At 35.3% G+C, this 22,388-nt stretch carries 17 protein-coding genes and 2 pseudogenes; 11 read left to right on the top strand and 8 right to left on the bottom strand.

Annotated features, from left to right (window positions below; genetic code table 11):
- Nucleotides 1–2,750, top strand: a pseudogene (locus TY19_RS16190) (hypothetical protein); the annotation flags it as partial.
- A gap of 329 nt (nt 2,751–3,079) precedes the next feature.
- On the opposite strand, the gene TY19_RS26780 reads toward TY19_RS16190, so the two are convergent.
- The 4 genes and pseudogenes from TY19_RS26780 to TY19_RS26770 form a co-directional block, all read right to left on the bottom strand.
- The gene (locus tag TY19_RS26780) at nt 3,080–3,232 is read right to left on the bottom strand and encodes a transposase (RefSeq protein ID WP_226988484.1); all 153 of its coding nucleotides are present in this window, start codon (nt 3,230–3,232) and stop codon (nt 3,080–3,082) included.
- 287 nt (nt 3,233–3,519) lie between these two features.
- Nucleotides 3,520–3,663, bottom strand: a pseudogene (locus tag TY19_RS26775) (IS3 family transposase); the annotation flags it as partial.
- A 168-nt stretch (nt 3,664–3,831) separates the two neighbouring features.
- Nucleotides 3,832–3,957 carry a hypothetical protein gene (locus TY19_RS20540; RefSeq protein WP_255346661.1) on the bottom strand — a complete coding sequence of 42 codons (126 nt, stop codon included), beginning with the start codon at nt 3,955–3,957 and terminating at the stop codon, nt 3,832–3,834.
- Nucleotides 3,954–4,097: a transposase gene (locus TY19_RS26770; RefSeq protein WP_102035389.1), complete on the bottom strand. Its 144-nt coding sequence runs from the start codon at nt 4,095–4,097 to the stop codon at nt 3,954–3,956. The genes TY19_RS20540 and TY19_RS26770 overlap by 4 nt, the downstream gene beginning before the upstream one ends.
- Before the next feature lie 78 nt (nt 4,098–4,175).
- Here TY19_RS26770 and TY19_RS15210 point away from each other — a divergent pair, with 78 nt between their 5' ends.
- Nucleotides 4,176–4,376 (top strand): hypothetical protein, encoded by a 201-nt coding sequence (locus TY19_RS15210; RefSeq protein WP_148300637.1) that lies wholly within the window; start codon nt 4,176–4,178, stop codon nt 4,374–4,376.
- 86 nt (nt 4,377–4,462) lie between these two features.
- On the opposite strand, the gene TY19_RS05090 is transcribed toward TY19_RS15210, so the two are convergent.
- From TY19_RS05090 to TY19_RS05080, 3 genes are read right to left on the bottom strand one after another with little or no spacing between them, the layout of a single operon-like run.
- Nucleotides 4,463–5,593, bottom strand: coding sequence for an acyltransferase family protein (locus TY19_RS05090; protein WP_042280698.1), 1,131 nt, complete (start codon nt 5,591–5,593; stop codon nt 4,463–4,465).
- Nucleotides 5,594–5,597: 4 nt separating this feature from the next.
- Nucleotides 5,598–6,854 carry an ABC transporter ATP-binding protein gene (locus TY19_RS11665; protein ID WP_052354793.1) on the bottom strand — a complete coding sequence of 419 codons (1,257 nt, stop codon included), beginning with the start codon at nt 6,852–6,854 and terminating at the stop codon, nt 5,598–5,600.
- A 7-nt stretch (nt 6,855–6,861) separates the two neighbouring features.
- On the bottom strand, nt 6,862–7,695 hold the full coding sequence (locus TY19_RS05080; RefSeq protein ID WP_011174732.1) for an ABC transporter permease: 834 nt from the start codon (nt 7,693–7,695) through the stop codon (nt 6,862–6,864).
- 335 nt (nt 7,696–8,030) lie between these two features.
- Here TY19_RS05080 and TY19_RS05075 point away from each other — a divergent pair, with 335 nt between their 5' ends.
- Complete coding sequence (locus tag TY19_RS05075) at nt 8,031–9,338, top strand: hypothetical protein (RefSeq protein ID WP_042280697.1); 1,308 nt, start codon at nt 8,031–8,033, stop codon at nt 9,336–9,338.
- Nucleotides 9,339–9,383: 45 nt separating this feature from the next.
- Here TY19_RS05075 and TY19_RS05070 read toward each other — a convergent pair whose 3' ends face one another.
- Nucleotides 9,384–10,733 carry a hypothetical protein gene (locus tag TY19_RS05070; protein ID WP_052354792.1) on the bottom strand — a complete coding sequence of 450 codons (1,350 nt, stop codon included), beginning with the start codon at nt 10,731–10,733 and terminating at the stop codon, nt 9,384–9,386.
- Between the two features lie 265 nt (nt 10,734–10,998).
- Between TY19_RS05070 and TY19_RS05065 the strand changes: the two genes are divergently transcribed.
- The 8 genes from TY19_RS05065 to TY19_RS05030 all read left to right on the top strand — a co-directional run bounded on the left by TY19_RS05065 (nt 10,999) and on the right by TY19_RS05030 (nt 22,037).
- Entirely contained in the window at nt 10,999–12,048 is a 1,050-nt protein-coding gene (locus tag TY19_RS05065; protein WP_193354024.1) for a polysaccharide biosynthesis/export family protein, read from the top strand.
- 67 nt (nt 12,049–12,115) lie between these two features.
- Complete coding sequence (locus TY19_RS05060; protein WP_042280696.1) at nt 12,116–15,061, top strand: Wzz/FepE/Etk N-terminal domain-containing protein; 2,946 nt, start codon at nt 12,116–12,118, stop codon at nt 15,059–15,061.
- A gap of 32 nt (nt 15,062–15,093) precedes the next feature.
- Complete coding sequence (locus TY19_RS05055) at nt 15,094–15,942, top strand: glycosyltransferase family 2 protein (protein WP_042280695.1); 849 nt, start codon at nt 15,094–15,096, stop codon at nt 15,940–15,942.
- Between the two features lie 288 nt (nt 15,943–16,230).
- Nucleotides 16,231–17,676: a Fe-S cluster assembly protein SufB gene (sufB, locus tag TY19_RS05050; protein ID WP_042280694.1), complete on the top strand. Its 1,446-nt coding sequence runs from the start codon at nt 16,231–16,233 to the stop codon at nt 17,674–17,676.
- A 107-nt stretch (nt 17,677–17,783) separates the two neighbouring features.
- On the top strand, nt 17,784–18,548 hold the full coding sequence (gene sufC / locus TY19_RS05045; protein ID WP_011174740.1) for a Fe-S cluster assembly ATPase SufC: 765 nt from the start codon (nt 17,784–17,786) through the stop codon (nt 18,546–18,548).
- A complete protein-coding gene (gene sufD, locus TY19_RS05040) occupies nt 18,545–19,861 on the top strand; it encodes a Fe-S cluster assembly protein SufD (protein WP_226988483.1) in 1,317 nt (438 codons plus the stop codon). The genes sufC and sufD overlap by 4 nt, the downstream gene beginning before the upstream one ends.
- 2 nt (nt 19,862–19,863) lie before the next feature.
- Entirely contained in the window at nt 19,864–21,096 is a 1,233-nt protein-coding gene (locus TY19_RS05035) for a cysteine desulfurase (protein ID WP_042280693.1), read from the top strand.
- A 5-nt stretch (nt 21,097–21,101) separates the two neighbouring features.
- Nucleotides 21,102–22,037, top strand: a complete 936-nt coding sequence (locus tag TY19_RS05030) for an L-threonylcarbamoyladenylate synthase (RefSeq protein ID WP_042280692.1) — start codon at nt 21,102–21,104, stop codon at nt 22,035–22,037.
- The last annotated feature ends 351 nt before the right edge of the window (nt 22,038–22,388 follow it).

Below are 22,388 nucleotides of genomic sequence, written 5' to 3'. Positions count from 1 at the left end.
CTCCTATTCGAATAATAGAACAAGGAGTGGAAGCCATTGAGAAGATTTTAGCAAAAGAGCTCCTTTGTCGACACGATGTGGAAGAGATTAACCAAATTTATCAGTCTGTAGATCTCTTAGAGAGGCAAATTGAAGAGATACCTGCGCGGAATAGCCACCATGCCCTCCAAAAAATTATAGAAAAAGTTAAAAAGATTGTTTCTAATCAAGCAGTTAGCGCGCAGGATTTGATTTCACTCTACCATTTACAACACTTTTCAGATTCAGAGTTGCAAATCGAGCAGGAGTTTAAAAGCGTACAGCGTAACTTTAGTTCCGGTTACTTTCAAGCTATTGCCGAGGAGCTTCCCTATTGCTTTTCCACAGATCAATTCGATGAAGATGTGAAATGTTTGATAGGGCCTAACCGTACTGAAAAAGTGAATAAAATCTTGCAATGCAAGAAAAAAAAACTTCAAGATTACGAACAGCTAAAGAAAGTTATCGCACAAAGAAAATCTGATTTAGAAGAGCTCAGAAAATACGATCCTTTGTCATATCCAGCTTATTTGGATGAACTACTCGACAACGGCTACATTCACCTCTACGATCATCTCCTTCAAATGAGAGCTCTTCCCAGTCGCAACGAACGGCGATCTGAAATTGAAAAAATCCCCTTTTCTCTCTTATCTCATATCGTCTTGGAAACTCGAGAAGCAATCATTCAAAAAGTCGTAAACTCTATCCCTGCGGATCGCTCTCGTATTTTATTCCTATTAGGCCCCTCAGGAGCCGGCAAGTCGACCACGTTATGTTTCCTAAGAGGAGATCAGATGATATTAAAAGACTTCCACTACGAATCACAAAGTGATCGGCAACAGATTATTGGACTTTCTGGAGCAACTTCATGTACATTTCTCCCGACCATTGAAATCGTCCAAGATTGGGCCATCATTGATTTTCCCGGTTTTGACGATACTAATGGATCTCTCATCTCTTTGGGGATGGAGTGTGCTCTAAAAGCGCTGATCGCAAAATACACTCCCCAAATATTGATTCTCGAGTCGATCACAAATAATGAAGGCAGGTTTGCAGCCGCAGCTCAACTAGGGTCTCGTCTGAGTCATTTACTCAAGAATAAGAACGACTGTCTATTAGGAATCACAAAATACTCCAAAGATCCTGATTTTAGACAAATTCAAGCAATAGAGGAGCAACAGAAGAAAGAACTATTAGAACGCACTCCAGAAGAGATTGCACTTCGTGCATCCATCGAGACACTTGCCGCTCTAGATATGCCGGCATTACAACCTAAGATAGAGAAAATGCAGCAACAACTTGCTAAGATGCAGGAAGAGAAAGAGCAAACACAACAGATACCATTGCCTGAAACGGGCCCCAAAGCAGAAAGTCGCAAGAGGCTCCAAGAAAGAGAAGAGGAACTATTAAGGCAAATTGGCTTAAAAGAGATCATCCGATTTGATAATCTAGAAGATACGAGTCATTTATCCTCATGCGTTGCAACTTTTTCTGAGAACTTTGAAAGGGGACCGATCTGTGTGAGTTCTTCGCAACCTTTAGATCCTGATGATGAAAGACTATTAGAAAATCGGTTTAAGAACAGTCTGAAGCTAGAGATGAAAAATCTTAAAGATTACGACATAAAGTTTGAAAACCTTCAAGTTTTTGTACAAAGTGTGCTAGAGTCTAGCTTAATTAATACCATCTTTTCCCAGTCGAATCCGGAAATCGGACAGTTTTTACATTTGCCAGAAATCGATCCTCGTCTTGTTCGCAACTATGACAAGGAAATTGTAGGTCGTTGTATCAAAGAGTACATCCGCTCCATCCTTAGTACCCTTAATATCTCTTTTATCGACACAGTATTAAAAGAGTTAAAAGGCAAGGTCTCTAAAAAAACAATTGCTATACTCAAAAAAAAAGTAAATCGGCTTCGAGATTATGTGTTGGGCTTATTGGGATCCTTTCCCGAAGATCAAAAAAAAGCGAAAGAAAGATGGGTTATTCTCCAGGAAAGTTATCAATCAGCGAAAGATTCAGTATTAGAAAAATTTAAATTACCACCTTGGGCGACAGTGCTTCTTTGTATTCCAAGCGGGATACCGTACGGTATTTACGCATTAATAAGATGGAATGAACTGAAAAAAGAAGAGCAGAAAAAGATCGAAGAAACGATTGATCTTTGCTCTGATGATTTAGATCGAATATACAATGCACTAGTGAAACTAAAAGATCTAGAAAACATCATTGAAAAACAAGAGATCATTGATGAGGTATTTTATTCTGGGGAGAGTTTTTTCGAGTCGGAAGATGCTTTCATAGCATCTATACAAAATAAGATTCAAAAAATTAGAGCAAACTACGGCACTAGAGATTGGGACGAACGTATTGACATTATGAAAAAAAAGCTTGATCTTTTTTATGGAGGCAATCTCTTTGGAGTCAGTTCCTTTGATTCTCATATTTACAGTATGAATTTTCTAAGCTGGGTGTTCTTCGATAAGGATATAAGTTCCTCTGTGCAGGAGATACGGCTGTTATCAATAAAATATTCATCAGGTTGGAGGGAAAAAATAATAGGCCGATATATGGGAGAAGGAATGGCACCATTCGCAGATTTACCATCAATGCAGAAAGCACACTACAAAGTTTCAACCGTTTTAGAGATAGATTTAAAAAAATCCTTATTCCGAGCAATGTTAGGAGCCGCTATATTATCTGACCGAGAAGCTTTAATCCAAAACTCTTGAAGGTTATTTTCTTAAAAGTTTGATTTCAATTAGGTAAGGGATCATTTTGCAAAAAATTTGAAAAATAACTCATCATAGTTTTTGTATACTATGTAGTCGATGCTGAATAAAAAAAAGTAACAAAATATCAAAGCCAAAGGATTTAAGAAAAAATCCTTTGGCTTTTTTTATCATTTTTTTAAGAATAAATTTAGAATGACCTTCTCCAAGAATGCAATCCAATGATAAACTCATACTTTTATTGATTTCCATCATTTCTTGTTTAAGAAAATATTTGCTAGTGAATTCCGCTGCAGTCGAATACCCAAGCAAGCTTAGGCAGCCGCTCTTCATTGTATTCTATCCTCCAAGCTTCTATGATTTTTTATGCCTCCTTGTAAGTCTAAAAATAAATGTTGATCTAAGCATGCTTGTCTGATTTTTCCATTGAAACTTTCAATATAGCCATTCTTTATTGGCTTCCTTGATGAAATATCATTCAGTTCGATGCCTTTTTCTTTGGCTCATTTTTGAATCATTTTTGAAGTATACTCAGGGTCTTGTCTACTGTGATGCTTTCTGGCAGTTCTTTTATCAAGCTCAAACGATCCAAACCCTCAATTACTAGGTAGCTTGGCATAGAGCTTCCCACTACAATCGCTTGGGCATTCTCTTGAAAAAACATCTACAATAGGTAGCATTCGGATTTTCTTGCCTGAAATCAAACTGTCCGACATAAAATCGATTGCCCATCTTTGATTTAGTCGGTGACATTTTTCAAGTGTTCTCTCTATCGATTGGCAAACTTCTTCTTAACTCTTCTTTTTAAAGTTAACGACTTTTCGATGGATAGGCGATAAACTTTTTTATGATTGACCAACCATCCTTCTCTTTTAAGAACAGCGGTGATTCTTCTATAGCCATCGCTTTGATGCTTTAAAAAAAATCTGAAAAATACGCTCTTTTAAGCCTTTGTTCTCTCAAGCATGACTTTTATCACGCATGGTCGATCGCGCCACCTTGATGAACTCACAACCGCTTCTTTCGCTTATCTCAAAATGCTCTTTTAGATAACCGACCGCTTTTCTTTGAGCTTGTGAGCCTACCACTTGTTTGAAACAATATCCTTAAGGGCTCGATTGTCTAATAGCGCTTCCGCAAGTATCGCTTTTAGCTTTGCATTTTCTTCTTCTAAAGCCTTTAGACGCTTGGCCTCCGAAACTGTCATGCTGCCAATTTATCCTTCCATTTATCAAAGGTATTGGGTGTCACATTGTGCTTTCGGCAAAGCTCTAGAACTTTACACCTAGCTTTCATTTCGCCTAAAATAGAAATAATTTGCTCTTCGGAAAAACGACTTTTATGTATTTTTTTGCTCCTTAATTAAAATTTAATCCATCTTAAGATGGATTAAATTTTTGGGAGCAGGTCAATACGTATACCAAAATGGTAGATAAGTGTCCGCAATTATATGTTTGGAGTCATTATTGTGAAGAAGAACATTGCAAGAAATTCTTATTAAGAAAAAGATTTGGAGCCGCGACTTCAGCCACTTACGAAGGATTTAATGACTCAACGTATCTCTATCGATATGGTTCAGCTAGAAAATGGTCTACGTTTATTGGGGGACCGGCTAATACAAGTTAGTGGTTAACTAGGGAAGATATACTTAATTGTTGCTACCATTTTGGATATAACCGTATTGATATTAATTTTGACCAACTGGCCCATCCTCATGGACCTTGTTTTTCTTTTGTGGCTCGGAAATTCTGAGGTAGAAAAATAGTTTCGAATTTAATTTTTCGGCTCCAATGCAGGCAAGGTTGTTCAATGTAATGATAAAATATGTGAGCAACCGCAAGGCTTGGGAGAGTGCCCATTATAAGAAGAATAGAAGCTGGGATTTCGTTAATACCTGTATTTAAAGCATAGGAAATAAGACTGATCAATTTAGTCCCGACGCACCAGTGAGTCAAGTATAAGCTATAAGAAATCTTACCTAAGTATTGAAAGGGATAAGAGCTTAAGTAGCTGTGGAGTTTATTTTTCTTTATGCATAATTGAATGGATAAAGCGACAGCTGAAGTGATCAAAATATCTTCGTTTTTTCCAATCACATAAAAAAGAAGCATGGCAGTAAAGAATAAAAAAAGCTGAAATTCGGATACTAAGCTCAACATTGCCCAACAAAGCAAAGAACCAATAAAAAAGCTATACCAGAAAGGCAGAAAAAAACCAGGTAACTCAAAAAATAATCCTATATGAGACATCTGCATGAGGGATAAGATGAATAAAAACCAAAATAAACCTGTTGCATATTTTGTAGAATAGTTGAATTCAGAATGATTCATTTGAATATTTAAAGATTGTACAGATTTAAGGAGAAAAACGAAGACAAAGTAGAATTGAAATTCTAAGGCAAGTGTCCAAGCAACAGGTAAAATACTTTTTAACTCGAAAAAATTGTGAATATAAAAAGCATTGAGAAACAGGTGCTGGTAGCTAGGTACATACTCTATCCCTCTTTGAAAGAAAAAGGGTCCGGCTAGAATCAGCCCTGTCAAAATGAGTAAAGCTGCCCAATATGGGGGATCTAAGCGAATAGATCTTCGAATAAAAAAACGAGCAATGAAAGGAAAGGTAATAATGTTTTGTCTAATGCTATAAGCTATAACGAAACCGCTCAAGACAAAAAAAATGTTAACTCCTATATGTCCATGTGGCAATATTTGATTAAGAACCCAAGAAAATTGATTAGTAGACCTTTCATTAATGAGTGTATGAAAATGAAGGAGAACGACCCATAAAGCTGCTATTCCTCTTAGTCCATCCAAAAATTGAAAACGATCACTTCCTTGAGTCATGGCTTTATAAGTGCTTTGACAGGAACCAACGATTTCCTAAGCTAATTCCATCTTTGTCAGTTCCAAATTCATATTTGGATTGTTGGATTTGTGAAGAATAAACAATAAATTTCAATAAAATTTCACCTTGTAGGATTTTCTTTTTGTTTAAAATAGAACATTCTAATCGGATTTGATATTCGCCAGGATGGAATAGGCTGGGATCTAAAGCGTAGTTTAAATGATGGCGCCCCGTTTTTGAAATGAGATCGTAATATTCATCATGATCGCAAAGGCGAGATCTTGCAATAATTTGATTGCGACTATTTAAAATACTAATTCCTAAAATAAGGTCGGGTTGAGTTTTCAAAATTTCAAAATCGATGCTGATAATTGCTTGTTCATCGTGGAAAAAAAGGGCTGAACTAGATTTAGGAGTGGATAATTTTGTTTGAAAAAATTGAACATGCTCATCTCCCAAGGTTCCTTTCCACTCAAGTCCTGCAGCGGGACAACTGTTGATGTAGCGGTTAACGCAGGTTTCAATTGGTTCCAGAGCTTTCAGTCTTCCTTTTTCGAGAAAGGCTCCTTTATTGCATAGAGAAAGTACAGAACTCACACTGTGGCTCACAAATAAAACAGTACTTCCTTGCATTCCCATTTCATTCATTTTTTTTATGCATTTTTCTTGAAATTGTGCATCTCCTACAGCTAAAACTTCATCGACAATTAGAAGATCAGAATTTAAGTGGGCGGCAATAGCAAATCCAAGCCGCATATACATACCACTAGAATATTTTTTGATTGGTGTATCTAAGAATTTTTCTATTTCGGCAAAATCAACAATTTCATCAAATTTAGTTTGTATTTCTTGATAACTCATTCCCATAATTGCGCCGTTCAGAAAAATATTTTCTCGACCTGTTAAATCAGGATGAAACCCTGTTCCCACTTCTAACAAGCACGAAACACGCCCTCGGATTTTGATTTTGCCTGTTGTGGGTTCTGTAATGCGCGAAATTAGTTTTAGTAATGTTGATTTACCCGCTCCATTCCGCCCTAGTAAAGCAATTCGATCTCCTTGCTGAATATTTAAATTGATATCTTGGACTGCCCAAAACTCTTCACACTGTTCCACAAAAGAAGTTGAAGGGGAAGTTAAACGTTTAAAAGAATTTTTGAACCAATCAGTCGCAATTTCTTTTAAAGAAGCGTAAGGATTTTGATTTTCATGAGAAATTAAATATTTTTTAGATAACTGCTCGATTTCAACGATATTCATAGTTTACTCAAATAATGTCTGCAAAAATACGTTCCATTTTACGGAAATATCTAAATCCGGTGATTAACAAAATGAAGTTTATCAGACTAGATAAAAGCAAGGCTAAAGGAAGATCGGTATGATATATGCCTAAACAACACCAACGGAAGCCTTCAATAATACCTGCCATCGGATTAAGAAAATAAAGCCATCTCCACGGTTCTGGCACTAAAAAACTTCCATAACCAACCGGAGAAATGAACAAACCGAATTGGACGATAAAAGGAATTAAAAAACGAAAGTCTCTAAAGCGGACTGTAACGGCTGCCATCCACAGGCTTATTCCTAAACAAAGAATCAAATTCAAACTGATAAAAATAGGAAGTAGTACTATTGTCCAAGTCGTTAATGCGCCTGAAAATAAAAATAAAATAAATAAAAGCAAGAGAGTCACAATGAAATCACAAAAATTCACGAGGATATTACTAATGGGTAGAATCATACGAGGAAAATAGACCTTGGAAATCATTGCTGCATTATTCACTAAAGTATTACTAGTATCAATCACACAACCTGCAAAAAGTAACCAAGGTAGCATTGCAGCCAAGACAAATAGAGGATAATTTACTCCGTCAGAAGGTAGATTAGCAATTTTGCCAAATACTAAAGCAAAGACAGACATATTTAAAATAGGACGAAATAAAGCCCATAAAATTCCAAGCGCTGTCTGTTTATAGCGAACAATAATATCTCTCCACGTAAAAAAATAAAGTAATTCTCGATAGCGATAAAGATCTTTTAAGTATTCTTTTTGAATTCCAGAGGAATCAATGACGATGTCAAATTGTGCATGATCGGACATATTTTCTGATTATTTAATATTAGGGAAAGTTAAAATAAATACTATAAAAATGAAATTTAATAATAAATTTAAATGTTTGATATGGCGCAAAATGCATCAATATTAGACATTTTTTTTAATAATCAATTACAAACTTGAAATTGTTTTCTATATTGTAAGAACATAACAAGGGAGAGAATAGTGTGCAACTTAAAACGATATTTTTTAAATCATTTGCTATCTATTGAAGCTATAATGATTAGAGAAAATAGGAGAAAATTTTTTTGCAAACAAAACAAGCTTGGAAAGAAGTCTCATGTCCCTTTTAATATCAATTGTGTATAGTTGGATTTATAATGAATCAGGAAATCGTATTTTTTAGTATGAAATTTAAAACAACAAATCGACAGTTTTTTTCTGTAGCCGTTATTTTTTTCTATCTTCTCCCTTTATTATTTTTTGTTACCTATAGCATAGGTTTAATGCCCCATCAGAAAAGTTGGTCTATCCTTACTTTTGGACTTCTTCTAGTTGCTATTGGATCTATTTGTTTAATTTTGCTTGCTTACTACTGGGAAATAGGCTTAAAAACGAAGTGGCAGGGAGAGTCAACGATCCTTTCTTCTCAAAGCAATCTTTCTTCTGAAAAAGAGAATAAAGTGACGGCATTGGATCCTGCATTTACATTAGTGCCTTTGGAAGAAGCTTCTCCTTTTACAACTAAAGAAGAGGTGACTTTATTAAATTCGCTAGAAAACCTCAACGATGAAGAAAGAAAAAGGGAAGAAGAATTAGCTCTTAAGCAATCTGAAATTCAAAAATTAGTTGAAGAAAATCAATCCCTTATATCGCAAACTCAGCAAACTCAACAAGATTTTGCAGACTATAAACTTTTTTCTGAAGAACAATTAAAGCAAAAACAATTACAAATTAACTTTTTACAGCAGACAATAGAAGATCAGCGTAGCGAAATGGAAAAAAGACAAGATCAAATTTTTCATCTTGATACAAAGGTGCATGATTTGAGTTATGAAATTAAAACTCTACTATATTTACATGAAACAGAATCAAATACTTCTAAAAAAGAAGAATTGTTTAAAAATAACTCCAATGGACCATTTATTGAAGACTTCGATGATTTTCCCACTCATACTTCTATCATTCCTTCGTTAGATCTTAAAAACGGTTATTGGGTCAAAACGACAATTGAAGCTAGTGCATTATTGAAAAAATGTATCAATATGGCTCAAAAAATGACTGGGGCTAATTATTACAATAATGAAACTACTCGCTATAGAGAATTTTCAACTTCTAACTATGCTATTGATCAGCGGCGTCTTTTTGACAATTTAAAAAATGAAGAGGGTGGGTTGATTGTTGTATTTTCTCAGAAAGATCAAAAATTATTATTTGCCAATCAACAGTCCAAAGCCTTGCTTGGATGGAGTGCAGATAAGCTCATTTCAGATTTTGCCCAAATTATTCAAGAAGGATTGAACGAATGGAGAAGAGGATTAGCTGCTCTTACAACGGCAGCCGAGTCGCAAATTCGATTGCTTGCTAAAAATAAAAATGGGCAAGAAGTTCTATTGAGTTGCCAACTTGGCATTATTCCTTCAGGTTTGTTTAGAAGTTATGTGATTGCTATCTTTTACCCAACATAAAATGTTGTTATATCTCATTAGGCAACTAAAGTGCTCCGTTTGTCACTAAGAAAAGAATATTAATTCAGGTTTTAACTGGTTAGCACGAGTGGAGCTAGCAGTTAAAGAGTGGTTATGCTTAGATTCAAAGCAGTAACCAGCGGCAAATAAGTAAAAACTCATTGTTTTATAAGCGAGGTGAGCATCAAAAAAAATCATATTGATGAGTAAAGAAATTGTCATCCATTTCATTTGTTGATTAATTTTGTAAATAGATCTAAAAAAATTGAAAAAAAGTAGAGAGCCAATTAAGCCATATTCTACAATGATTCTTAATATTCCTCCATCTAATGCCGACCAGGCAAATCCAGGTCCTAATCCTTGTAAATAAACTTCAGGATGATTGACGAAAGCTTTAGTCACAAAAATCCATTTATGGATGCGCAGCCACCAGCTCATATCATATTCATCAGTCTCTATCAATTTTTTGCTAATGGGATCTTGAGTTAGATCAATTTTATCCCAAACAATTTGTGCTAAATGAATGTTTTTTATAGAAAGTAGGCTGGCGCTACGGCTATAGATAGAATCTGTTTGTATCACCATATAAATAATGATTCCCATTAAAAGAGGAAAAGCAATTGTTAAAGAAACAAAAGATCCAATTGATTTCCAATTAATTTCCTGTTTGAGCTTACCTAAAAAACAGATCAAATGGGCAAGGAGAGAAATACGATTACCTGTAAATATCACAAAAATGCCAATGACGATAAACAGAATATATAAATAGCTTTTGCGAAGAAAATAACGATAATAAGGAGGGAATATCTGAATGATTTTCGATCGATAGCTATCATCATATATCATGTAGCAAAATAATAGATTAAGTAATAACCCCATCTCGGAAGGGAAAGAGGCGATTCCTTGCACCCTTGCTGAAACATCTTTTTCGTATCCTAAATTTGTGATAGCTCCTGCTAAATTTAACTTTTGTAAAGTCATTAGGAAAAAATTCCATAAAAAGAACGCTTGTATAAAGCCTTTACTCAAATGAAATCGAAAAGCTAAAGTTCCAATGTAGAAAAATAAAAAATATTCTAGCAGGCGGATTGCGTAAAAAATTTTTGCATCTAAAAAATGATATCCAAGCGAAATTAGAAACCGATTAGAAGCAAATGACAGAATGCCAAATAAAGTTAAAATGAGCACCCAAATTTCAATCATGTACAAGCGTTTATCTAAAAGAAGATGAGCCCAAATTAACAGTGTGCCAAAGAAAAGGAGAAATAGATCATCAATTCTCAAACCTGCCGTTTCGGAACCAACTGTTAAGAGGTTGATTTTAGGGAGAAAAAAGAGAGGCATCAAAAATATAAGAATGATTAAAGAGAGTTGTTTATCAAAAAAACGTGCCATATAATCTAAACTCAAATGTGTCAGTTGATGATTAAAGCATAACCCACCAATCTTGAAAAGGATATCTTCGCTACCTCACCTTATTAGTTTGAGCTTACGATTAATGACCGATCATGAGTTAAAATAATTTTTGACTAATAAAAAAACATAACAAAAAATGCTTGGGTTAAAGCGGTTTAGAAAGAGAAAATGCTTTTGATTTAATATAAAATAGGCTAAGAAAGATAACTCCTAAAAGTTTAAAGTTTTAAAGTTTGTAACCTCTATGATGAAATATCTTGCATTTTGCCTCCTCTCCCTTCTTTTTTTTCTCAGCTCTTGTAGTACCCCTTGTCATAATTATGACGTGTTTGGTGCAGATGAATTTGTGATTGATTCTTATAAAATTCGCCAGGGGAAGTTGGCAATTTTGGATATGGAAGGATCAGACGTTAAGGAATTAGATTGCGATGCAATGGAAGAATATCAAGATGTCATTTCTGAAGATGATATTTTGAATATTGCGATCTACCATCCGAAACGACGCGATGTGATGGATGCTATTCAATTTATTAATGCAACAATAGGCTTTCGTGTTAGTGAAGGTAGGGTCGATTTTCCAGATATCCCATCTGTTGAAGTAGCAGGTTTGTCGCTTGAAGAGGCTAGACAGAAAATACAGCTTTGCTATCAAGAACAAATTCAAGACGTTGAAGTTTTCTTGAATTATCGAAATAGGCTTTCCAGAAAAGTTGAACTCACAGGAGCTGTAGCCACTCCTGTCATTGCTGTCGATGGAAAAATTCGTTTATATGAAGTTTTAGCACTAGCTAAAGTACCCAATAATGCCAATTTTTTTAAAAGTTATGTGGTGAGAGAAGGGAAGCAGCTTCCCATAGATATTTATAAATTGATGAATTTAGGCGATATGAGTCAAAATATTGTTATGCGTGGAGGAGATCGTATTTTTATTGCCGCTCCAAGTGACTCGACAGTTATGGTGATGGGCGAAGTAGGACATCCGATGGCTGTTAATCTTCCTTATGGTTTTATGTCTTTACGACAAGCACTTGTCTCTGCTGGAGGCATTCCTTTTACAGGTAATCGTGATTGTATCCAAGTCATTAGGGGAAATTTACAAAACCCTAAAATTTACGTTCTTTCTTGGAATCACATTATTCATCTACCTAATGATAGTTTACTCTTGATGCCAGGAGATACGGTTTATGTATCTGAGAAACCCATTACGCAATGGAATAGGTTTATTGATCAGTTACTGCCAAGCTGCTTAGGGGTTCAAACAGCTTATGGAACTTACAGGCTTTTTAGAAATTGATCGCTTAGAGATGAGTAATTGTTTTTGTATATAATAAGTACTTTAAGATATGTAGATTAGGTTAGAAATGAGTAAGACAACAGATAAAGATGACAAACTTCTTATTACATCGTCAGATATTTTATCTTTATTTCGAAGGTCTAAAAAACGTATTTTGTATTTTTCCCTATTTTTTGGGGTTTTAGGGGTTCTTTTTACCTTGATTAGACCTGTAGTTTATAATGCAGAGGCAACATTTAGAGAAAAAAGTAATAAATCTGGAAATATTTCTACTTCATTAATTGAATTATTAGGAAGTGATTCTAACACGCAAGAAAACGAAGCTAGTTCTTTATTTAAATCACGTAAAATTTTACAGGATGTTGTCGAAAAATTGCACTTACAAGGCCATCTTCAGCAAGATTGTGAAATGGAAGGTTGGGGAAGTAACATTAAAAATAACTTATTAATCTTTAAAAGAGCTTTTTTTAAATCTTCTAATCCTGTTTTACCTGATATTCATTGCCCCATTCAATTATCGTCTCTCAATTATTCTGGAGAAATTCCTTTAACTTTGACAATTACGATAAATGACGATAATTCATTCCATGTCAAGGCTCCTTCAAACTCAAAAATAACTGAAAACAAAGGAGAATTCGAATTACCCTTTATATCAAACCAACTGAGCTTTACCCTGACAAAAATTTCTGATAAGCTTAAACCTTCGCAAACCTTCTTTTTAACGGTAAAACCTTTAGTTGCTACCTGCGATGAATTGTCTAAAAAACTAGAAGTTGAAACAGTTAAAACAGATAAAGGCGTTCTTAAGCTCTCCTATATGGACCGTGATCGTCATCGTTCGAGTATATTTATCAATACCACAATGGAATGTTATCAAAACTATTTGAAAAAAAACCATGATCGCCTCGCTTTAATACAAATTGATTATTTACAAGACAGACAAAACCAGTTAGGTGAGAAATTAGCTGATTTAATGAAGAAACATGCAGATTTTTTAAAAGATGATCTATTCAATTCGGGATTTGTAGATTCTAATAAAGAAATGGATTTTTTAGCAAAAAGTCAACATGAATATAGAGATAAATTGCTTGCTAATGAGCTGGAATTAAAAAGGTTAGAGAATGTTCAATCCAGCAACTATGTTTATTATGATAGTTATCGGCTCCATGAAGGGGATTCTCAAACCATTAATACAGTATTAACTGAAATTCGCCATTTGAAACAAAGGCGAGATGGGTTGGAAATAGAGCTGCAAAAAAAGACAGCTCTGAAAAAGGATAGCCTTCATTTTTCTTTAGACAAGCAATTAGATGAGCTTAAAGAAACTCAACAGCATATGGTAGACCTACAAGATGTAATGGATAGATTTCATCAAAACTTACCACCAAGCCCTTCTTTGCTATTGAGTGATCCCAGATTTTTGATTCAAGATTGGTTTGAGCGGTTAAACGATTTAGAAAACATAGACCCTATTGAGTGGCAAAAGTCTAGAGAAAATTTTCTTTATTATTTAGGCAATTTAGAGCGTTTATTTTCTGTGTATGAAAAGATTCTACAAACTCGATTAACTCATCAGCAAAGTTCGTCGGGTGAATATCAAGGAATCAATTTAAAAATTGCTGAAGAGCTTTATGTAGATTATTCTAAACGATTGATCGATTTAGAAGCTACGATTCGGCAAAATCTTTTCTTTATTACTCAAATGGAAAATGAAAATTTCGAAATTACTTCTTTAAGTGCCGGTTTGATTGATCCCATTAGTCAGGAAATGATTAAAAAAGCCAGTCATTTAGTCTTAACGTTAAAAGATCAAAACAATCAGAGTGTCAAAGAACAAGAACGTTTGAAGAATGAATTAGCATTGCAACGAACTTTTTTAACTTTACATCTTAAACAAATGATTGAATTGATGGAGCTGAATAAAAAATTGATTAATGAGAAAATCTATGTTTTGCAAAACGTGAGTTTAGAGCTCATTCATCAACAAATGTCGCTCTTAGAAAATACATTAAAAGATTATGTTGAATCTCGTTTGGAAAACTTGCGTCAAGAAAGGGTGTTAATTAGACAACATTTGAGGAATATTCATAAAGAGATGGGTGGCCTACCTCAGAAATGGGTAGCAGAGCAACAAATTGATCAAGAATTGCAAACCAATCGATTAATTGTCGAAGAAATTGCAAAAATGGTGGAATCTAAAAATATTTCACATAACTTGGAAATGATTCAATCGGCACCCATTGACTTGTCTGTTACTCCTGTCCATCCGGTGACACCTAAACTAATCCCATTTGCTCTTTTGGGGAGTTTATTTGGTGGGATGCTCGGAGCGGGATTAACTCTTGGATCTACGTTAAAAAAAGGACTGACTATTTCCCAGGATAATTTGAAACTGCTCGGACACCATGTTTCTGGAGTTTTGTCTTCTAGTTATTGTGAGGGTTTTCAAAATATGATCTTTAATGATGATTTAGAAACCTTAAGACGATTAAGAAGTTTTCTTGTTTCTCCGCTAGAGGGATCTTCCATAAGAATCAACAAGTTACTTTTAATAGAAGGAATGGGGCCAGATTATTCTTCAGATCTTGCTAATTTATTTGTGAAAAAAGGTAAAAAAATCATTCGAATTTTATTAAATTTTGGTCAAGCTGAAACTTCTTCGAATGGACTTTTACAATATTTGGAAGGGCAAATTGAATTCCCTTCAATTGAAAAAACAGTGTATGGAGATCAAATTGTTGCAGGAGGAATGAGCCGTTATTCTGCTGAGTTACTGAGTTCAAAACCATTTGAAGATTTGATCCAAGAATTGCAAAAACAATATGATTATATCATTGGTGTTAGCCCCGCATTCCCCATAAGCGCTGAGGCAGAGAGTTTAATCCCTCTATTTAATTCTGTTGCAGTTTCTGTCAGTAAAGAAAAAGTTGAAGAGTTAGATTTTTATGCTCGTTTGAGCCGAGATCATAAGCACAAAGTAACTTTTATTGTTGTTGATTCAGATATGATTTAGCAAATAAGATTGCTGAGTTAAGGAGAGAGAATTTGAACAAAAAATTTTTTTGTGCTGCTATTATTGTTACACATAATAGCCAAGGATGCCTTTCTTTGTGTATGAAAGCATTATTTGCACAAACTCGCCTGCTTGATTTGATTGTGATTATTGATAGTGGTTCAACAGATGCTTCTTATTTAAAATTAGATTATTTGTCCGATCCTTCGGTTAAAATTTGTTTACTTAAAGACAATGTCGGATTTTGCCAAGGTAATAATATCGGCTTGTCTTATATCCCTAGTGATACCGACTATCTCTTGTTTTTAAACCCAGACACTTTTTTAACCCCTCACTTTATTCAAGACGCTCTTGCCTTGATGGATAAAAAAGCATTTGAGAAAGTAGCAGCATTATCGGGATGGCTTTTGGGCTTTGATTTAGAGCGTCAGCAAGAAACAGGAAACATCGATTCGTCGGGGATTTTTCGCAGTTGGTACGGAAGATGGTTCGATCGCTACCAAGGAGAGCGTTATCGAGAAGATTGGAAAGGGGGTTTTGAATTTGTACCAGCTCTTTGTGGAGCCCTTATGTTTTGTCGTTATTCGGCCTTGGAATCCGTTCTACTAGGTCCTAATCAAATCATGGACCCTTCTTTTTATATGTACAAAGAAGATATTGATCTTTCGGTGCGTTTAAGGCAACAAGGTTGGGTATTAGGATTCGATCCGCAATTAAAGGCTTATCATTGCCGAGGATGGAAGAAGGATCGAACAAAAGTTGCTCGTCATTTTCGATTGATATCGGCTCGCAACGAGATGAAACTATACCGTCGAATGAAATCTCCTTTTTACCTATATGCAGTCCTTAAATATTCGATGGTTAAAATCTTTGATCTCTAGTCAAACTCTTGAGGCCCGGAAGGAAATACAAATTGACACTCCTTTTTAGATTCGTTATGATCTTTAATAAATGCTATTGAAATCATCTTAATAATTATTGTGATTGAAGATATAAATAAACAAAATTTTATTTTTAAATTTTGTTATTTGTTTACGTGAAATAGACAATTAAAGTTTGTGTTTATTTTAATCGATGTAATTTCTTAATAACCCAAAGTTCAGGTTAATAGACCTCATTTTGTGGATCTAATGACGTTAAACAATTTAATAAATAAATAAAGGATCAGAATGAATGCAGAATTGTCGCCATTTAGTCACGAATCATCCAATTATAAATATGGGTTTGTGACAGACATAGAAACCGAAAGCCTTCCCAAGGGATTGAATGAAGAAACGATTCGCGCGATATCTGCAAAAAAAAATGAGCCTGCTTTTTTATTAGAATTCCGGTTGAAAGCTTATCAGCGATGGTTAGAGTCCGAAGAACCAATTTGGGCAAATGTTAATTATCCTAAAATTGATTATCAAGATATCACTTATTATTCAGCTCCCAAGAAAAAACCTGTTCTAAATGATTTAAGTGAAGTTGATCCTGAAATTATCAAAACTTTTGAAAGGTTAGGAATTCCTCTAGAAGAACAAAAACGATTAAGCAACGTTGCTGTTGATATGGTTTTTGATTCGGTTTCTATAGGAACAACTTTTAAGAAAAAATTAGAGGAAGCGGGAGTAGTTTTATGCTCTATTTCAGAAGCAATGCATACCCATCCAGAGCTCATTCAGAAATATCTTGGTAGCGTTGTTCCAATTGGAGATAATTATTTTGCTACTCTTAATTCGGCAGTTTTCAGCGATGGATCATTTGTGTATATTCCAAAGGGCGTTCATTGTCCGATGGAGTTGTCTACCTATTTTCGCATTAATGATAAGGAATCGGGTCAGTTTGAACGAACCTTGATCATTGCTGAGGAAAACTCTTACGTGAGTTATTTAGAAGGGTGTACAGCACCTGCTTTTACTAATAATCAACTTCATGCCGCTGTCGTTGAACTAATAGCCCTTGATAACGCGCAAATTAAATATGCAACGGTTCAAAACTGGTATTCAGGAAATCCAAAAACAGGCGAAGGTGGGGTATTCAATTTCGTTACTAAACGAGGCAGGTGTGCCGGTGTCAACTCTAAAATTTCTTGGACGCAAGTTGAGGTAGGCGCTGCAATTACTTGGAAATATCCTAGCTGTATTTTACAAGGAGATCATTCTGTTGGAGAATTTTACTCTGTCGCATTGACTAATGGGCAAATGCAAGCTGATACGGGAACTAAAATGATCCATTTAGGAAAAAATACAAAATCTACGATTGTTTCTAAGGGGATTTCAGCTGACCTTTCTCATAACAGTTATCGAGGTTTGGTAAAAGTAGCTCCTCGAGCAACTAATGCGCGTAATTACACTCAATGCGATTCGATGTTGGTTGGAGATAAATGCTCAGCTAATACCTTTCCTTACATCGAAGTTGGAAACGCCTCTAGTCAAGTTGAGCACGAAGCTTCTACATCTAAAATGAATGAAGAGCAGCTTTTTTATTTTCAATCTCGAGGAATTTCAAAAGAAAATGCTGTAAATATGATTGTCAATGGGTTTTGTAAAGATGTTATTCAAGAGCTTCCTTTAGAATTTGCGATTGAAGCTCAAAAACTTCTCGCGATCAAATTAGAAAATTCTGTTGGATAATCAGTGAATTTATTGCGCTGTTCAGTTTACTTATTAAAGTGCTTTTGGCGCTAAAATAGAATGAAAGAGAGATTAAAAATCTTTAGATATTAGATTAGGAATGAATCATGCTAAAAATTAAAGAATTAACAGCAACCGTAGAGGGAACTCCGATTTTAAAAGGGGTTAACCTTCATATCAAAACGGGAGAAATTCATGCGATTATGGGCCCAAATGGGGCGGGTAAATCGACTTTGGCAAAAGTATTAGCTGGCCATCCTGCTTATGAAGTAACAGGGGGGGAAGTTTGGTTTAAAGGACAGAACTTACTTGAGTTAGAACCTGAAGAACGCGCTCATTTAGGTTTGTTTATGAGTTTTCAATATCCTGTTGAAATTCCTGGTGTTAGTAATAGCCAATTTCTTCAAATTGCTTTGAATGCTAAACTTAAAGCTGAGGGGAAATCAGAACTGACAACGGCTGAATTTGAAAGGTTACTAAACGAGAAAATGAAGCAAATGGAAATTAAGCCAGAACTTCGATCGCGTAATGTAAATGAAAATTTTTCGGGCGGCGAAAAAAAACGGAATGAAATTTTACAAATGGCGGTTTTAAACCCAAATCTTGCTTTATTGGATGAAACTGACTCAGGTTTAGATATTGATGCGATGCGCGTTGTGGCAAAAGGAGTCAATCAATTAATGAATCCTGAAATGGGTTTATTATTGATCACTCATTATCAACGGCTTCTTGATTATATTAAACCTCATTTTGTGCATGTCATGTTAGGTGGAAAAATTGTTCAATCAGGTGGGCCTGAGCTTGCTCTCGAATTGGAAAGTAAAGGGTATGATTGGCTCGTTCAATCACCGAAAGAGGGGGTTGTCTCATGACATTCGAATTGGGCCTAGAGCAAAAAATCTTTACAAGTTTATTGGAAAAGCATTTGGATGCCATCAATCAAGGAGATCCTTTGCAGAAGGCTCGTCAGAAAGCTTGGAGTCAATTTTTAGAGCGAGGCTTACCAACAAAGCAGTCGGAGGCTTATCGCTATATTAAGCTTAGACATCTATTTTCTCAGAATTATGAATTTCCTAAAGAAGAGAGCATCACTAAAGATCAAATTACTTCTTTGGTTTATCCTGAATGTCAACACTCATTTCTCGTTTTTATCAATGGTCAGTTTTGTTCCGAATTTTCGGAGACAAAAAATTTACCTTCGCAGGTAATAATTTCTACTTTACAAGAAGCAAATCAGACATTTGGAACTTTTTTTAATAATTATTGGGCGAAATCTCTTAAAGAAGAAAATGACTCATTTGCTCTAATCAATAGTGCTTTGCATCATCAGGGGGCGTTTATTTATATTCCCCCTAAAACTATTGTCGAAACCCCCATTCAAATTTTGCATTTGGTGCAAGCGCAAAGTCAATTATTGATGTTAATGCCAAGAATAAATGTCTGTGTTGGAGCTCAGGCAGAAGTTAAATTTGTTTCTTCTATTCATCAAAAATCCATGAATGGATATTTTATTAATCAAGTCACCGATTTCCTTGTTGAAGATCAAGCATATGTTCACTACACGCAAATTCTGAATGAGGAGCACGTTCAGGCATGGCATTTTGAAGCCGTTAGAGCACATCTAAAAAAACAATCGACGTTCAAGACAGTGTGTATTACTGAAGGGGGAATGACAGTTCGTAATGATTATCATATTTCTCTCTCTGGAGAAAATGCAGAAGTTTTGCTGAATGGAATTTCGATGTTAGAAGATAAACGAGAAGTACATACACACATTTTTATTGATCATCAAGCACCAAATTGCCGCTCTTATCAGCTTTTTAAAGCTGTATTAAACGACTTTAGTCGATCAAGTTTTGAAGGGAAAATTATGGTTCGACAAAAAGCGCAAAAAACAGAAGCTTTTCAACTGAATAATAATTTGTTATTAAGTGATCATGCCCATGCAGATAGCAAACCTAATTTAGAAATTTTTGCAGATGATGTAAAAGCTTCTCATGGAGCAACTGTCGGCCAACTAGATGCAGAACAGCTTTTTTATATGAAAACCCGTGGATTTCCTGAAATGGCTGCTAAAAATTTATTAATTTATGGTTTTGCTGAACAAGTCATCGAAATGATTCCTATCAATTCTATTAAAGAAGCAATTTCTCAAAGGGCGCATCGTTATCTAACAAAAGGTTGATTATGAATCCCTTAGAAAAATCTGCTGTTAACAGGCTCAGGCAAGACTTTCCCATGTTGAATAAAACGATGCATGGACATCCTCTTATTTATTTCGATTCTGCGGCAACAACTCAAAAACCGAGCGCTGTTATTGATTGTATGAGTGATTTTTATCGGAATCATTATGGAACTGTTCACCGTGCTGTTTACGAATTAGCCATTCATTCCACTGAGAATTATCAAGACACACGTTTAAAAGTTCAACGTTTTATCAATGCTGCCAATACAGAAGAAATTGTTTTTACTCGAGGGGCTACAGATTCGATTAATATGGTTGCCTATTCCTTTGGCAAGGTTTTTGTGAAGCCAGGTGATGAAATTTTGATTAGTGCAATGGAGCATCATGCGAATATTGTACCTTGGCAAATTTTATGTGAAGATCGAGGAGCTGTTCTAAAAGTTATTCCTATGAATAAAAAGGGAGAACTACTTTTTGATGAGTATGTAAAGCTTCTAAGCCCAAAAACTCGCCTTGTCGCTATCACTCATGTGGCAAATTCTCTTGGAACGATTAATCCCATTAAAGAAATCATTAAAAAAGCGCATGAAGCAGGGGCAAAAGTTCTCGTAGACGGTGCACAAAGTGCCCCTCATCTTAAAATTGATGTGCAAGATTTAGACGCAGATTTTTTTGTTTTTTCAGGTCATAAACTAATGGGACCTACCGGTATCGGTATTTTGTATGGTAAGGCGGAAATTCTCGATCAAATGCCTCCGTATCAAGGAGGAGGAGATATGATTGAAAAAGTGACGTTTGTTAAAACAACTTATAATCAACTTCCTCTAAAATTTGAAGCAGGCACTCCTATGATTGCAGAGGTCATGGGATTGGGGGCAGCTTTAGATTATCTTAATCAAATTGGGATAGAGCGTATTCAAACTTATGAACATACCCTGTTAGAGTATGCGACCGAGAAATTGATGCAGATTCCAGATCTTCATATTATTGGTCAAGCAGTTAACAAAACTTCTTTAATCAGTTTTGTGATCGAAGGAATTCATCCTTTAGATATAGCGACATTTTTAGATCTAAAAGGAATTGCAATTCGTACCGGACATCATTGTGCACAACCTGTTATGCAATTTTTTAATATTCCTGCCACAGCACGGGTATCTTTTGCTTTTTATAATACGGTTGATGAAATTGACCAGCTACATTTAGCTTTAAGTGATATTATTAAGCGGTTAAAATAAAATTTATGCGTATTAATGTGGAAGAAGCGATTGAGAAATTGTTAGCGAATCAATTAGTCGCAATGCCGACAGAAACAGTTTATGGGTTAGCAGCTAGGCTGACTTGCCCTGGAGCAATCAAAAAAATTTTCGAGATAAAAGGACGCTCTCTAGTAAATCCTCTGATCATTCATGTTGCCAATCCTATAGATGTGAGTGCGTATGCGATCGCTCTCCCTCCCCATTTTGACGCGTTAACCCATGCCTTTTGGCCGGGTCCGCTCACGCTCATTGTTCCAATTCAATTAGATTTAGTAGATTCCATTGTCAGAGCAGGGCTTCCAACAGCAGCTTTTAGAATGCCTTCTCATCCTTTAACTTTACATGTCATCCGAGCTGTTGGTCCTTTGGTCATGCCTTCTGCAAATTTATCAGGAAAGCCCTCTTCTACCGATGTAAAACATGTAGAAATGGATTTTGGCTTAGATTTTCCCGTCTTAGATGGAGGGCCCTGTCAAGAAGGTGTTGAATCAACAATTTTGCATTATCGAAATTCTCAGTGGGAAATAGCACGTCTAGGAGCCTTATCAGCTACTGTTTTTCAACCTATTTTAGGTTATGAGCCCATCTATCAAAAAATAGTTAAAAATGATCAAATTATTTCTCCGGGACAAATGTTCCGTCATTATGCTCCTCAAGCAACCCTATTTTTAGGGGACCAAAAACAGATAACAGAAGCTGATTTTATTGTGGGATTTACAGAAAAATCTTACCCTGTTGAAAAGCGAGTTTTATATCTAGGTTCGCTCTCCAACCCTCATGAGGTTGCAGAAAACCTCTATGCCGTCTTACGTCAGCTCGATTTCGAGAAAGCAAAAATTGCTTGGGTAGACATGGACTTTCCTTCAGAAGGGCTTTGGAAAACTATTGCCGAGCGTTTATCTAGAGCAGGAGAAAAGTAATTGAACCTTCTTCCCATATTTTTAAATTAGTTTTCAAGATTAAAGAAAAATCCTTTTTATATTTCTAATCCGCAAGCCACTAAAGAAAAAATAATTTTTAGAAACCATCTTTCTTAAACGGATTATTTGGTTTTTTTCTTTTAGCGCTTTAAAGTAGGCATTTGGCATCCAAATACCGCCATCTAAACAACCAACATTCTTTTTGTAACCTTGAAGACGAGCTTCATAATCTTGTGCAATTTTTTGAACTGTAGAAATGACGATAGAATGGATGTTTTTATGAAGTTATGTATTATGACTAGGTTCAAGTGTTAATGAAATTAACCTTTCTTGAATTGAAGAGTTGTTTTC

This window comes from Candidatus Protochlamydia sp. R18 (assembly GCF_000648255.1).
Lineage (GTDB): Bacteria > Chlamydiota > Chlamydiia > Chlamydiales > Parachlamydiaceae > Protochlamydia > Protochlamydia amoebophila.
This window is presented reverse-complemented; position numbering and strand designations above follow the sequence as displayed.